This is a genomic window from Pseudoalteromonas prydzensis (assembly GCF_011050055.1).
GTDB classification, from domain to species: domain Bacteria; phylum Pseudomonadota; class Gammaproteobacteria; order Enterobacterales; family Alteromonadaceae; genus Pseudoalteromonas; species Pseudoalteromonas prydzensis_A.
In genome coordinates, this window is the sequence record NZ_DRGM01000001.1 from 1 (window position 1) to 13,361 (window position 13,361).

Below are 13,361 nucleotides of genomic sequence, written 5' to 3' on the forward strand. Positions count from 1 at the left end.
CTAATCGTACTTTTTCAGATTATGACGACATTGTGGAGCAAGTAAGTAGAGCGTGGAATGTGTTTCGTTCAAATATTACTAACATTAAGCATATGTGCTTTAGAGCATGGACAAATTTGATCACTTAATAAATAGTATTGGTATAAGTAGCTCAGTAATTACAAAATAGGCTGTAATATTTAGTTAATTATGTCGCCAAAAACTGCAATAGTGAGTTGATTTCTATATGCTCTTGCCAAATTATTATACTAATAGGTGAAGTGCATGAACTCTTCCACTGATGCTGCGCAGTTTGACGCAGTGACAACAAGTAAATCGAAATGGAATTTTCATGATACCCAATGGGTGTTGAGTCTTTTTGGTACTGCAGTCGGTGCTGGTATTTTGTTTTTGCCAATTAATATTGGTATTGGCGGTTTTTGGCCGCTAATCATTTTAGCGTGTATGGCGTTACCGATGACATTTTTAGCCCACCGTGGCTTAGCGCGTTTTGTATTGTCATCAAAGAACAAAGATGCAGATTTTACCGATGTAGTTGAAGAGCATTTTGGTGCTAATGCGGGTAGATTAATTTCTCTATTGTACTTCTTATCAATCTTTCCAATCTTACTGATCTATGGCGTTGGTTTAACCAATACAGTAGATAGCTTTATAGTTAATCAGCTTGGTATGGAATCCCCTTCTCGGGTGCTACTCTCAGGTGTGTTAGTTGCCGGTATGATCAGCCTCATGCTCGGTGGTGAAAGGCTAATGTTGCGTGCTTTTGCGATTTTAGTGTATCCGTTAGTCGGTATTTTATTGTTTTTATCGTTGTATTTAATTCCGAGCTGGCAAGTACCAAATATGGCCTTTCCTGAGTTTGCAGGCTTCAGTAAAACACTGTGGCTGTCAATTCCTATTATAGTGTTCTCATTTAGCCACGCAGCGGCGATCTCAAGCTTTGTAAACGTGCAACGAGGCCATTATGGTAATCAAGCGACAGCTAAGTCTGAGGCGATTCTAAAGCGCACTAGCTTGCTGTTAATTGTATTCGTGCTGTTATTTGTATTTTCGTGTGTACTATCTTTAACGCCAGAGCAAATGCTGCAAGCCAAAGCGCAGAACGTGTCAGTGTTATCTTATCTTGCAAATGTGACAGACAATTCCTTTATTGCCACCTTTGGCCCATTGGTGGCATTTATTGCTATCACTTCATCTTTCTTAGGTCATTTTTTAGGTGCGCGAGAGAGTTTTAATGGACTGGTGACGAAGCAAACAAGTTTGTCGATGAAAAGCGCCGATAAAATTGGCGTTGCTATCATGTTCTTGGCTATTTGGTTTTGTGCCGTTAAAAACCCAAGTATCTTGGATATGATGGACCAACTATCAGGGCCGATTATTGCGATGATCTTATTCATCATGCCGATGATTGCTGTTTATAAAGTTCCAGCATTACAAAAATACCGTGGCCGCTTTAGCACCTTGTTCGTGTTAGCGGTAGGCTTATTAGCGGTAGCTGCTTTGATCTATGGCTTTGTTGCTTAGCGAGTAGCTGTAGAGACTTTAGTTAGCTTAAATAAAAGCCCTGCAGGTGACAAACTTACAGGGCTTTTTAGATTATGCTATTGCAGCTAGGGCGCGGGCTCTAATATCAGCGGCAAAGGCTAGGCCTTTTTTGAAACTTGTTTCAGCAGCACTAATCGCATCTGCATCGCCATTCGCTGTCAGCACAGCTTGGCTTAGCGCATTATAAAGGTTTTTAATTTGTGCTTGGTAGGCTGAATCAATCGCACTTTCAATCGTTGTCATTACTTCTTCCCGTAGAATCAATTAATTGAACCATGAATGTTAAAACACAATGGCTGATTTTACGAGAGGCTTTTTAGATAGAGGAATGTTTCATGACTAAAGCCTCTATGGAGCGTGAAGTGCCTTGGTGATTATTCATTAGTTGAAGAGTTTTAACTTACAACTTAAAATTGATGGTTTACAACAGTTAGGTCTATTTAACCAAAGTAGTAATGGAGATCAAAGTGGTCGATAAAGCAACCTTATACCTCGAAGATATCTTAGAGGATGCATTTTATTTTCTGCAGCATGGCGATGCGAAGCAGGGTAAGTACTTGCTGAAAAAAGCAGCTAAAAAGTACCCACGTCATTACTTGACCTATTATGGGGTCGGTATAATGGCTGTACTCAAAGGTGATTATAACTTAGCTATACAAAACTTGCTGAAATCCATAGCAGTTAATGGTGAATATGCTTTAGCTCACTATAACCTGGCGATTAGTTATCAAAAAACTGGAAAGGTTGATTTATCTATTAAGCACCATGTTGCAGCATTGAAGCATGCGTCACCAGAAGATACAGACGTTATTACTGCGTCTAAAGAAATTGTTGAGTTAGTTGAAAAAGGCTTGCCGACAGGTTTTACTATTGAACAGTACCTTGAAGATTCAGAACGTTTCGATAAGGGCTTTGAATTACTCCAAACAGAGCAGTACGAAAAAGCTATTCCCTTGTTTAAAGTGATTGCATCAAATCAGCCTAAGCATGTGCAGGCTAAAGGGAACTTGGGGATTTGTTATTTAATGTTACAGGATTATACACAAGCGCGAGATTACTTTGAGCAAGCGTTAGCGCTTGATCCAGACTATGAACCTGCAAAGAAAAACCTAGCTGTATTGAATAATATAGAAACTGGGCTGTTGAGTAAGCCTTTGAGTATGCAATCAACTTATTTTTATGCAGAAAAAGCAGCACGAGCGAATAAAATAACTTAGCAATCGAATGGTTCAAGCTTACAACTTAAAAATTATGGTTTAAATCCTTGCTGCTCTCAAACCACTACCTAGAGCTCTTCGTGGCTGAAGCCAACTCCTAACGAGTGAAGTGCTAGGGTTACAACTTATCGCTTAAAACTCTACCGCTTATGGCTAAAACTCTCTGTGCAGCGCGAAGCGCCTCGGTGAGCTCTGTGGTGACATTAGTTTTTCAAATAGAATGCAGAGCAAGATTTTTCGTGGCTGAAGCCATCTCCTACGAGTGAAGAGTCGGGCTTACAACTTTTAAAGCTCTACAGCTTGTGGCTTAAACATGCTGGGTTTCGCTTCGCTCTACCCAGCCTACGTCACTATACTCAACCCAGCCAACGGTGATTAATTTAACGCCGATCTGCTCTTAATCTGACGGCTGATAGCTTACAGCTGAAAGCTCTTATTCTTCTATCACACTCACCACAAAATACGGATTCAAATATTCATCCTTAGTATTGTAAACAAGCGGGCTGCCGTCGAGCTTAGTGACTTTTGCACCGGCGATTTCGGCTATAGCGTGGCCGGCGCCGGTGTCCCATTCACAGGTTGGGCCTAGGCGTGGGTAGATGTCGGCGCTGCCTTCAGCGACTAAACACAGTTTTAGTGAACTGCCTTTTGAGACCATTTCCACCTTATCAAAGCGTTTTACAAACTCGGCTAGATCCGGTGATGGATGCGAGCGGCTGCCGACGACACGAATAAGCCCTTTGTTAGGCTTGGTGGTGACTTTAAGCTCAATGCGCTCATCACCTCGGTCTTTAAATGCGCCGATGGCCTCTGCTGCCAGATAAGACACGCCTAGGGCAGGGGCATCTACCACAGCTAAGATAGGTTTGCCGTTTTCAATCAAGGCGATATTGACGGTAAACTCACCGTTCTTTTTAATAAATTCTTTCGTGCCGTCGATTGGGTCAACCAGCCAATAGCGGGTCCACGTTTGGCGGATATCCCAGCTGATATCGGCACTTTCTTCACTGAGTACTGGGATGTCTGGGGTTAAGTGGGCTAGGCCATTGGCTATCACTTTGTGGGCTGCAAGATCGGCGTCGGTTACTGGGCTTTCATCGGCTTTGTACTCAACGTTAAAATCCTTTTCGTAAATCCCCATAATAGCGCTGCCAGCTTGGCGGGCGAGGATCAGTATTTCTTCGAGCAGTTCCGTTTGGTTCATGACTTAACCTTTAATAATTTGCTGTTGTTTTAGATACGCTATCAGCTCTTGCACCGATTGGTCTAGAGTGTTTTTGCTGGTATCTAAAATTATTTCCGGTGAATGAGGTACTTGATAGTCTGAATCAATACCTGTGAAGTGTTTTATTTCACCGGCACGGGCTTTTTTATACAAGCCTTTTGGATCGCGACTTTCGCATACGTCCAGCGGCGTGTCTAAAAACACTTCGATAAATTCACCGTCATCGACTAAGTTTCTTACCATATCGCGTTCAGCGCGAAATGGGGAAATAAATGCGGTGAGTACCAATAATCCAGCATCGACCATTAGCTTGGCGGTTTCACCAACGCGGCGAATATTTTCGATGCGATCTTCGTCGCTAAAGCCTAGATCTTTACATAAGCCATGGCGTACGTTGTCGCCATCAAGCAGGTAAGTATGAATACCTTGCTGGTTTAGTGCGCTTTCAAGAGCGTTTGCTACGGTACTTTTACCCGAGCCGGAAAAGCCAGTGAACCATAAGATAGCCGGTTTATGGCTTTTGTGTTCGCTACGTTGTGCTTTAGTAATGGCATAGTTATGCCAAACAATGTTCTCATCCATTGTAAAACTCTCTTATCAAATACTAAGTAGCGCTGGCTTAAAACGGAAACACCAGCGGAATAAGGGTTAATACCGTTATTGAATAAATAATAGAAAGCGGTAAGCCCATTAATACATAATCTTTTAAGCGATAGTTGCCAGCGCTGTACACCATCAGGTTGGTTTGATAACCAAACGGTGAAATAAAACTTGCTGATGCACCAAAAGCCACCGCCATAATAAACGGCAGCGGATCAACATTAAAACCAATCGCTAATGCATAGGCGACCGGGAATGATAGTGCCGCGGCGGCGTTGTTGGTGATCAGTTCGGTAAACATTACTGTCATAACAAAGATGGCGATAAATGCCCCATAAGGGCCAAAGTCGCCTAATACATAAAACATCGCATCTGATATTTGCCCCGCAAGGCCGGTGCCTATCATCAGTTTAGCAAGGCCAATGGCACTACCTACTACGGCGAGTAATTCAATCGGAAAGCGACGTTTTACTTCGCTGAGCTTAATAGTGCCAGTAAGCATTAAAGCAATCAGCAGTACCAATAAACCTTTTACCAAAGGCACGATAGCGAAAATGCTTAAAGCTAGCACACCAGCAAAACTAGCGAGCACTAAGTTTGATTGTTTCGGTGCTAAGTGGGTTTGTAAATCAAGCCCAGAAATATACACAAATTCGCGCTTTAAATTAGGCAAACTATAAAAGTCTTTACCTGGAGCGAGGATCAATGAATCACCCGCTTGTAATTGTACTTTACCTAAACCACCTTGTAAGCGGTCGTGGCCACGGCGAATGGCTATCACAGCAGCATGAAACTGTTCACGAAAGCGAATTTCTTTGACTGTTTTGCCAATAAACTTTGACGATTGACTCACCACCACTTCCACAAGGTGTTCTACGTCTTTTTCATGGTTGTCGTGCACGATTTTTAGCCCGTCAAAACGGGTCAGCAGTGGCACTGATTTTATGTCGCCAACAAACAGCAATACGTCGCCTGATTTAATCACATGTTGCGGGGTAACCGCGCAAATACGTTTATCGTCACGTAAGATCTCGGCAAGGAATAAGTCTTTTAATTCTCGTAGGCCGTTTTCTTCTACGCTTTTACCAATTAGTTTTGAGCCTTCTTCTATTTTACCTTCGAGATAAAAAGGCACCACTTCTTGATCGTTTTTGCCGTTGTCTGGCAGATATTTTAGCATCACTAAAATAGTGATCAGGCCCACACTTAATGCACCTAAGCCAACTAAGGTAAAGTCGAAAAAGCCTAGCGGTGCCATGCCTGCATCAACGGCAAAACCATTGACGATTAAATTTGTTGAAGTACCAATTAAGGTAATTGTGCCGCCCAAGATCGCAGTATACGACAGCGGTAATAGCAGCTTTGATGGTGAATGAGTTGGGCTGTCTTTAATGGCGCTAATAAGTGATGCGACAACCGCGGTGTTATTGGTAAATGAGGATAAAAACGCAGTCGAAAGCCCCAACTTAGTGACTGAGCTGGTCAAACTTCCTTTTGATAATGACTGGGCAAGCTTTTGTACGAGCGTGGTTTTTTCAATCGCGATAGAAATTAACACTAATAACACTAAGGTGATCAGTGATGGATTAGCGTAGTTGATCAGCATATCTTCAAGCTCGATTAAGCCACCAAGATAAGCGGTGCCAATTGCGCTAACAAAAAGCCATGCTGGCTTTAGCCGCGTGCCAAACAGGCACCCGACTAAAGTTAGCATAATACCTGTTAATACTAGCTGTTGATACATGCTTTATACGTCCTTAACAGGCAATGTTGATTATTTAAGCTTTGAGATATCAAGCGCTTGCCAATGTGGGAAGTGCTTGCGTACTAAGGCATTAAATTCAACTTCAAACTCACTAAAGTTACCAGTTTGCTCTTGCTTAGCAAGTACATTCTCAATCATACCGGCGGCAACGGTTAGGTTAGATAGCCGATCGATTAAAATGAAGGCACCAGTTTCGTGATTGTTGTGATAGGCATCGGCCAAAATGGTTTCGGTCAATTCTAGGGTCACAATCGCGATTTCGTTTAACTGCAGGCTGTCTGCGCTGCCGTGTTCAAGGGTGTTCACATCAATGGTGTGATCAATCTTTTTCACGATAGCCGAAGTATTTTTACTGCCTAGCTTAAAGTTATAGCTTTTACCCAGTACCAGCGGCGCTTCGTGCATCCACACAAGCTTTGCTTGTACTTGGTTAGTTACAGTCGCTGTTGAATCAGCAGGAACGATCACGTCCCCTCGGCTAATATCAATTTCAGTGTTAAGCGTTAAAGTAATTGCTTGACCAGCTTCGGCTGTGTCTAAGTTGCCGTCAAAGGTGACAATCTCTTTAATGCTTGAGGTTTTACCTGATGGCAATACTTTAATAGCATCACCAACGCGTAATTTTCCTGAGGTCAAAGTACCTTGGAAACCACGGAAGTTTAGGTTAGGGCGTACTACATACTGCACAGGGAAACGCGCTTCAAAGCCAGTGTCTGTTTCAGCTGCTGGTGAGTCTTCTAATAACTCAAGCAGTGGTTTATCTGTGTAATATGGTGTGTGCTCTGAGCGTGTTACTACGTTATCGCCTTTAAGCGCCGACATAGGCACAAACTTAATGTTAGATACGTTAAGTTGCTCGGCAAATTTTAAATAATCGGCTTTAATGCGCTCATAAACGGTTTCGTCAAAATCAACAATATCCATTTTATTCACGGCAACAACAAACTGTTTAATACCCAATGAATCACAGATAAAGCTGTGACGCTTAGTTTGTACTTGCACACCGTAGCGCGCATCAACAAGAATAATCGCTACATCACTGGTTGATGCACCGGTTACCATGTTGCGGGTGTATTGCTCATGCCCTGGAGTATCAGCAATAATGAATTTACGTTTAGCCGTTGAAAAGTAACGGTACGCTACATCAATAGTTATGCCTTGCTCACGCTCAGCTTGTAAGCCGTCAACCAGTAGTGCTAAATCGAGCTCTTCACCGGCATTACCGACTTTTTCGTTATCTTTATGCAGTGCTGCTAACTGATCTTCATAAATTTGGTGGCTGTCGTGCAGTAGGCGGCCAATTAGGGTTGATTTACCGTCATCCACACTACCACAGGTCAGCATACGCAATAGGCTTTTGTCTTGTTGGCGAGCAAGATAGGCGTCGATGCCAATTGCTTTTACTTCGTTAATTGTATCGCTAGTATTAATAGACATTAGAAATAGCCCTCACGTTTTTTCTTCTCCATTGAACCTGCTGAATCGTGGTCAATTACCCGACCTTCACGTTCAGATGACGTAGATAGCAGCATTTCTTCGATAATCTCAGTCAGTGTACTGGCTGTTGATTCCACTGCACCGGTAAGTGGGTAACAACCTAAAGTACGAAAACGAACAGATTTCATCATGGGTACTTCGCCTTCTTTAAGCGGCATACGCTCATCATCAACCATGATCAAAGTACCGTCACGCTCTACAACAGGGCGCTCTTTAGCTAAGTAAAGCGGAACCATGTCGATGTTTTCTTGATAGATATATTGCCAAATATCAAGTTCAGTCCAGTTAGAAAGCGGGAATACACGAATGCTTTCGCCAGGGTTAACTTGGCTGTTATAGGTATTCCAAAGTTCAGGACGTTGGTTTTTTGGATCCCATCTGTGGTGCTTATCACGGAATGAATAAACACGCTCTTTAGCGCGAGATTTTTCTTCGTCGCGGCGTGCACCACCAAAGGCGGCATCAAAACCGTATTTATCAAGCGCCTGTTTTAAGCCTTGGGTTTTCATGATATCGGTATGCTTACCCGAGCCATGGGTAAATGGGCTGATATCAATCGCTAAGCCTTCAGGATTTTTGTGGACGAGCAAGTCAAAGCCATACTCTTTGGCTAGGCGATCGCGAAATTCGATCATTTCTTTAAACTTCCAGTTGGTATCAACGTGAAGCAATGGAAATGGAATTTTACCTGGGTAAAACGCTTTACGCGCTAAATGTAAAAGTACCGATGAATCTTTACCGATAGAGTAAAGCATAACTGGGTTCTCAAACTCAGCAGCCACTTCGCGCATGATTTTGATACTTTCAGCTTCTAATTGCTGAAGGTGAGTTAAAGCCATTGTTAGTCGTCCTACTAAAATGATTAAAGTTAAAATCTAAAAAATTTAAATCGGTTAATGCTTATGCCACGCCAGTAAGCGGCTGTGCAAAGCTGCTGGTTTGGGCTTTTTCGCCAAACCAATGAAGTTGCTCATGTAATGACGCAACTTCACCAATAATTAATAATGCCGGTGAAATAATGCTGTGGCGCTCAATTAAGTCGGCCAGTTCACCTAATTTACCGGTCACTACGCGTTGATTTTTGCGAGTACCGTTTTCAATAATAGCCACTGGAGTATCTGCATCGCGGCCATGTTTTAACAACTGTGCTTGAATATGCGGTGATTTGATCACCCCCATATAAATAGCTAAAGTTTGGTTTGGTTTAGCTAGCGATTGCCAATCAAGTTCTTGGCCATCTTTTTTACAGTGACCGGTAACAAACTGTATGGCTTGGGCATGATCACGATGAGTAAGCGGAATACCCGCATAGGCACTACAACCGGCTGCGGCGGTAATACCAGGGACTATTTGATAGCTCACTTGGTTTTGCGCTAATACTTGAACTTCTTCACCACCACGGCCATAAATAAACGGGTCGCCACCTTTAATGCGGCAGACTTTTTTACCTTGCTTGGCAAGGTCAACTAGCATTTGATTAGTGTCTTGTTGGGCGACACTGTGATCGCCTAAGCGTTTACCCACACAAATTAAATCAGCATCGCGGCGCACTAGTTCCATAATTTCATCAGAGACTAAATAGTCGTATACCACTACATCAGCTTGCTGCATTAATTGCAGTGCTTTTAGCGTTAACAACTCAGGATCACCAGGACCTGCACCAATCACATACACTTCGCCTTCAGGTTCAGGTTTAGCATCGAGTAATTGTTCAAGTTGCTCAGCAGCTGCGCTGGTATCGCCAGTTTGTACTTTACTAACGACCGATGAATCAAACACGGTTTCCCAAAATTGGCGACGATCAGCAAAACTGGTGAAGCGCTGTTTTACTTTGTCGCGAAAGCTGCCAACTAAACTTGCAAGTGGGCCAATATGTTGTGGAATAAGCGTTTCTAATTTCTCGCGTAAGCGCCGTGCTAATACCGGCGCAGTGCCAGCACTGGAAATCGCAATGGTAATTGGCTCACGATCAACAATTGAAGGAAAAATAAAGCTGCACTTAGGTTGATCATCCACCACGTTTACAAAAATATTGCGCGCATTGGCCAGTTCAAATACCTGTGCGTTTACATCTTCCAGATCAGTGGCTGCAATAACTAACATCATGCCATCTAGGTGTTGCTCGTTAAAATACGCAGTAATTAGCGTTACTTCATTATTATTACCCAGTTCAACAAGTTCATCACAAAACCAAGGTGCAACTAAAGTAACAGCAGCACGTGCTTTTAAAAATGCACGGCATTTACGTAACGCAACCTCTCCACCGCCAACAACCAATACGGGTTTGTTGTCGAGCTTGGTAAAGATAGGTAAATATTGCATTTGGTAAACCCCTTGAGTGAATCGCAGCATAAATGCTTTCAGAAACGCAGAATATAGCGCCGCAAGCGAAGTAAAAAATAATTAAAACCCAGTTGATATAACCAAAAGTTATATATGGTGGTTCGGTTTGGCTTAAGCCTTAGTTAACAGGTGATTGCGGCGAGTTGCAAGTAGTATGATGAATCTATAACCAGCTTAGAGTGTTTGGTTATTAGCTATAGCGAGAATAGTTAAATTTGGTACTATTACTTATACATGAACTTACTTGGTGGATTTATGACAACGCAACTGACTGATGCGGCATTGGCCGTGCAATTAATGGATTTAACCAGTTTAAATAATAATGATAGTGCTGCAACAATACAGGCCTTGGTTGCTAGTATTAAGCCCAACCTAGGTATTCCGGCTGCAGTGTGTGTTTACAGTGAGTTTGTTGATGACGCCAAGCTTGCTTTAGCTGAGCGTGAGTTGAGTCATGTCAAAGTGGCGACGGTAACTAACTTTCCCTCAGGCAACGGTGAACTAAGTGAAGTAATAAATGAAACATTAATTGCCATAGAGCGCGGCGCTGACGAAATTGATTTGGTGTTACCGTATCAGGCATTAATAGCGGGGGACGAAGCCACAGCGCTGGAGTATGTGTGTGCCAGTAAAGAGTGTTGTCCTGAACACGTACAATTAAAAGTAATAATAGAATCTGGCGAGTTAAAAACAGCGCAGTTGATAACCTTGGCGACAGAAATAGCAATTGCCGGTGGTGCTGACTTTGTTAAAACCAGCACCGGCAAAGTTGCTATCAATGCCACCCTTGAAGCAACCGAAGTAATGTTAAGTACGATTAAAAAATCGCAACGTGTAGTGGGTTTTAAAGCTGCCGGTGGCGTAAAAACGGTTGTAGATGCAAGTAATTACTTACAGCTAGCCACTGATATTATGGGAGAAAGCTATTTAAATCCGTCAACATTTAGATTTGGTGCATCAAGCCTGTTAGCTGATGTATATGCGGTACTGAATGACGCGTCATAGTGAACAAGAAAAATTACAACTTGAGCATGATGCCGGCAAGTTGTTCTTGCGTTGCTACGAACAGCGCTTTGGTATTCCAATGCGCCATATTTGGCATAACCAGCCGAGTAAACCGGATATTAGTTGTTATCGTAATGAACAGAAGCTCGATATTGAAATAGCGCATTTATATGCCAGCGAAACAGAAGCGATGGCGGTGCTCGGCAGGCCATTATCTATCGGTATGCAACGAGATCTTGCTGATATGGCAATGCAACCAAGTGAGCAGCGATTGCACTGTGCACTGCAGCGATTATTAGCACAAAAAGGAAAAAAGTATTATCAATCAGAGCAAACATGGCTGCTTATTCGTAACGCCAGTACTATTTGGCATAAAGCGGATTTTGAGGCTGAGTTACAGAATATAACGATACCGCTTAGCCATCCTTTTCAACAGATTTGGCTGCTTTGTGATTTTTATCAGGGTGAAATGTTGCAGTTAGCGTAACTCCAACCGCAAAAGATCATCAATACACAGATGAAAATGGCAGAAACAGCAAATCGACTATACTTGTGCGTTATTATGGTTTGTCACTTGTAAAAGGAGCGAAATAACTTAAATTTAGGCTAACAGATTAATTCACCTTTAAGATTTTGACTTATGGGTATCTTTTACACTTGTGTTAATGAATTGCGTAAGTATAATAGGCATCCACTTTGCAGGGGCGTAGTTCCAATTGGTAGAACAGCGGTCTCCAAAACCGACGGTTGGGAGTTCGAATCTCTCCGCCCCTGCCAATTTCCTGTTAGTGGGTAAGTCTAGGATTAAAAATCGGTTTAAATAAGTCTGTTTTTAAGTTTGGATTTTAATGGATTAACCCTGCCATAGTGTAGGGTTGTTGTGTCTGTAGTTAAGGTAATAATATTATGAGCACGAATGTAGAAACGCCATCAAGTGCGATGGATTCAGTAAAGTGGCTTGTGGCAATTGCGCTACTTGCAGGCGCAGTAGTTGGTAACTATATGTACGCAGATCAGTCTGTGTTATTACGTGCTATTAGTGTTGTTGTTGCTGTTGCCGCAGGTTTGGGGATTGCATCACAAACTGAAAAAGGGCGTACCTTTCTTGCTTTTGCAAAAGAAGCACGCATCGAAGTACGTAAAGTAGTATGGCCTACGCGCCAAGAAACTACCCATACGACATTTATTGTAATGGTTGCAACTGCGATTATGGCACTTATCCTTTGGGGATTAGATGGCATTTTATTCCGCGCAGTAGGCTTTTTAACTGGATTGGAGATCTGATCCCATGTCGGATGAGAACAACGAAAAGAAACTACGTTGGTACGTAGTACAGGCTTTCTCTGGTTATGAGAAGCGTGTTGCACAAACTATTCTTGAGCATATCAAGATCGAAGGTTTGGAAGATAGTTTTGGTGAAGTATTGGTACCTACTGAAGAAGTGGTTGAGATGCGCGCAGGTCAAAAGCGTAAATCTGAACGTAAGTTCTTCCCAGGTTATGTACTTATCCAAATGGATATGAACGATAAAAGCTGGCACTTAGTAAATAGCACCGCGCGTGTTATGGGCTTTATTGGTGGTACGTCTGATCGTCCAGCACCAATTAGCGCTAAAGAAGCGGATCGTATCCTTAACCGTTTACAAGAAAATGCTGAAGCACCTAAACCTGCAACGTTATTTGAACCAGGTGAAGTGGTACGTGTTGTTGATGGCCCATTTGCTGACTTCAGCGGTGTGGTTGAAGCAGTTGACTATGAGAAGAGCCGCGTAAAAGTATCGGTACTTATCTTTGGTCGTTCAACACCAGTTGACCTTGAATTCGGTCAAGTTGAGCAAGATCGCTAATTAAATTAAATGGTTTATGCCAAATGTTTTAATGTTTGGTATAAAGCTTGAAAAAGGCCGCTGATTAACTTATAATCAGCGGCCTTTTTGTATTCAGAACAAGAGTTTCTTGATTTGCTTACAGAAAGTGAGAAACCAATTTTTAAACTGGGAAGCCGTTAGAGTACGCGTCCTCGCGCGCACAAGGCTAAGACCCACCTAATGAGGTATTTATAATGGCTAAGAAAGTTGAAGCTCTAATCAAGCTACAAGTTGCTGCTGGTATGGCTAACCCTAGTCCTCCAGTAGGTCCAGCACTAGGTCAACACGGTGTAAACA

Annotated in this window: 13 protein-coding genes, 1 tRNA gene and 1 pseudogene; 8 read left to right on the top strand and 7 right to left on the bottom strand. The window is 42.5% G+C overall.

Going from position 1 to position 13,361, the window contains the following annotated elements; translation table 11 throughout:
- Positions 1-264 precede the first annotated feature (264 nt).
- A complete protein-coding gene (locus ENH88_RS00005) occupies positions 265-1,524 on the top strand; it encodes an aromatic amino acid transport family protein (RefSeq protein ID WP_304178164.1) in 1,260 nt (419 codons plus the stop codon).
- A 72-nt stretch (positions 1,525-1,596) separates the two neighbouring features.
- Here the strand turns inward: ENH88_RS00005 and ENH88_RS00010 are convergent, their stop codons facing one another.
- Positions 1,597-1,788: a hypothetical protein gene (locus ENH88_RS00010; RefSeq protein WP_304178169.1), complete on the bottom strand. Its 192-nt coding sequence runs from the start codon at positions 1,786-1,788 to the stop codon at positions 1,597-1,599.
- A gap of 224 nt (positions 1,789-2,012) precedes the next feature.
- Here ENH88_RS00010 and ENH88_RS00015 point away from each other — a divergent pair, with 224 nt between their 5' ends.
- Positions 2,013-2,762, top strand: a complete 750-nt coding sequence (locus ENH88_RS00015; protein WP_304178171.1) for a tetratricopeptide repeat protein — start codon at positions 2,013-2,015, stop codon at positions 2,760-2,762.
- 433 nt (positions 2,763-3,195) lie between these two features.
- On the opposite strand, the gene cysQ is transcribed toward ENH88_RS00015, so the two are convergent.
- From cysQ to cysG, 6 genes are all read right to left on the bottom strand, one after another.
- Positions 3,196-3,966 (bottom strand): 3'(2'),5'-bisphosphate nucleotidase CysQ, encoded by a 771-nt coding sequence (cysQ, locus tag ENH88_RS00020; RefSeq protein WP_304178174.1) that lies wholly within the window; start codon positions 3,964-3,966, stop codon positions 3,196-3,198.
- Positions 3,967-3,969: 3 nt separating this feature from the next.
- Entirely contained in the window at positions 3,970-4,569 is a 600-nt protein-coding gene (gene cysC / locus ENH88_RS00025) for an adenylyl-sulfate kinase (protein ID WP_304178177.1), read from the bottom strand.
- Between the two features lie 37 nt (positions 4,570-4,606).
- Positions 4,607-6,331, bottom strand: a complete 1,725-nt coding sequence (locus tag ENH88_RS00030) for an SLC13 family permease (RefSeq protein ID WP_304178181.1) — start codon at positions 6,329-6,331, stop codon at positions 4,607-4,609.
- Positions 6,332-6,361: 30 nt separating this feature from the next.
- Positions 6,362-7,789, bottom strand: a complete 1,428-nt coding sequence (gene cysN, locus ENH88_RS00035) for a sulfate adenylyltransferase subunit CysN (protein ID WP_182732017.1) — start codon at positions 7,787-7,789, stop codon at positions 6,362-6,364.
- Positions 7,789-8,688: a sulfate adenylyltransferase subunit CysD gene (gene cysD, locus ENH88_RS00040; RefSeq protein WP_145238271.1), complete on the bottom strand. Its 900-nt coding sequence runs from the start codon at positions 8,686-8,688 to the stop codon at positions 7,789-7,791. Before cysD ends, cysN begins: the two co-directional genes overlap by 1 nt.
- Positions 8,689-8,749: 61 nt before the next feature.
- The gene (cysG, locus tag ENH88_RS00045; RefSeq protein WP_304178187.1) at positions 8,750-10,171 is read right to left on the bottom strand and encodes a siroheme synthase CysG; all 1,422 of its coding nucleotides are present in this window, start codon (positions 10,169-10,171) and stop codon (positions 8,750-8,752) included.
- A gap of 276 nt (positions 10,172-10,447) precedes the next feature.
- Between cysG and deoC the strand changes: the two genes are divergently transcribed.
- The 6 genes and pseudogenes from deoC to rplK all read left to right on the top strand — a co-directional run.
- Positions 10,448-11,197: a deoxyribose-phosphate aldolase gene (deoC, locus tag ENH88_RS00050; protein WP_304178189.1), complete on the top strand. Its 750-nt coding sequence runs from the start codon at positions 10,448-10,450 to the stop codon at positions 11,195-11,197.
- Complete coding sequence (locus tag ENH88_RS00055; RefSeq protein ID WP_304178191.1) at positions 11,184-11,684, top strand: hypothetical protein; 501 nt, start codon at positions 11,184-11,186, stop codon at positions 11,682-11,684. Before deoC ends, ENH88_RS00055 begins: the two co-directional genes overlap by 14 nt.
- Positions 11,685-11,897: 213 nt before the next feature.
- Positions 11,898-11,974, top strand: a tRNA-Trp gene (locus ENH88_RS00060).
- A 129-nt stretch (positions 11,975-12,103) separates the two neighbouring features.
- Entirely contained in the window at positions 12,104-12,481 is a 378-nt protein-coding gene (gene secE, locus ENH88_RS00065) for a preprotein translocase subunit SecE (RefSeq protein ID WP_182732022.1), read from the top strand.
- Between the two features lie 4 nt (positions 12,482-12,485).
- Positions 12,486-13,043 (top strand): transcription termination/antitermination protein NusG, encoded by a 558-nt coding sequence (gene nusG, locus ENH88_RS00070; protein WP_304178193.1) that lies wholly within the window; start codon positions 12,486-12,488, stop codon positions 13,041-13,043.
- Positions 13,044-13,258: 215 nt separating this feature from the next.
- Positions 13,259-13,361: pseudogene (rplK, locus tag ENH88_RS00075) on the top strand (50S ribosomal protein L11); the annotation flags it as partial.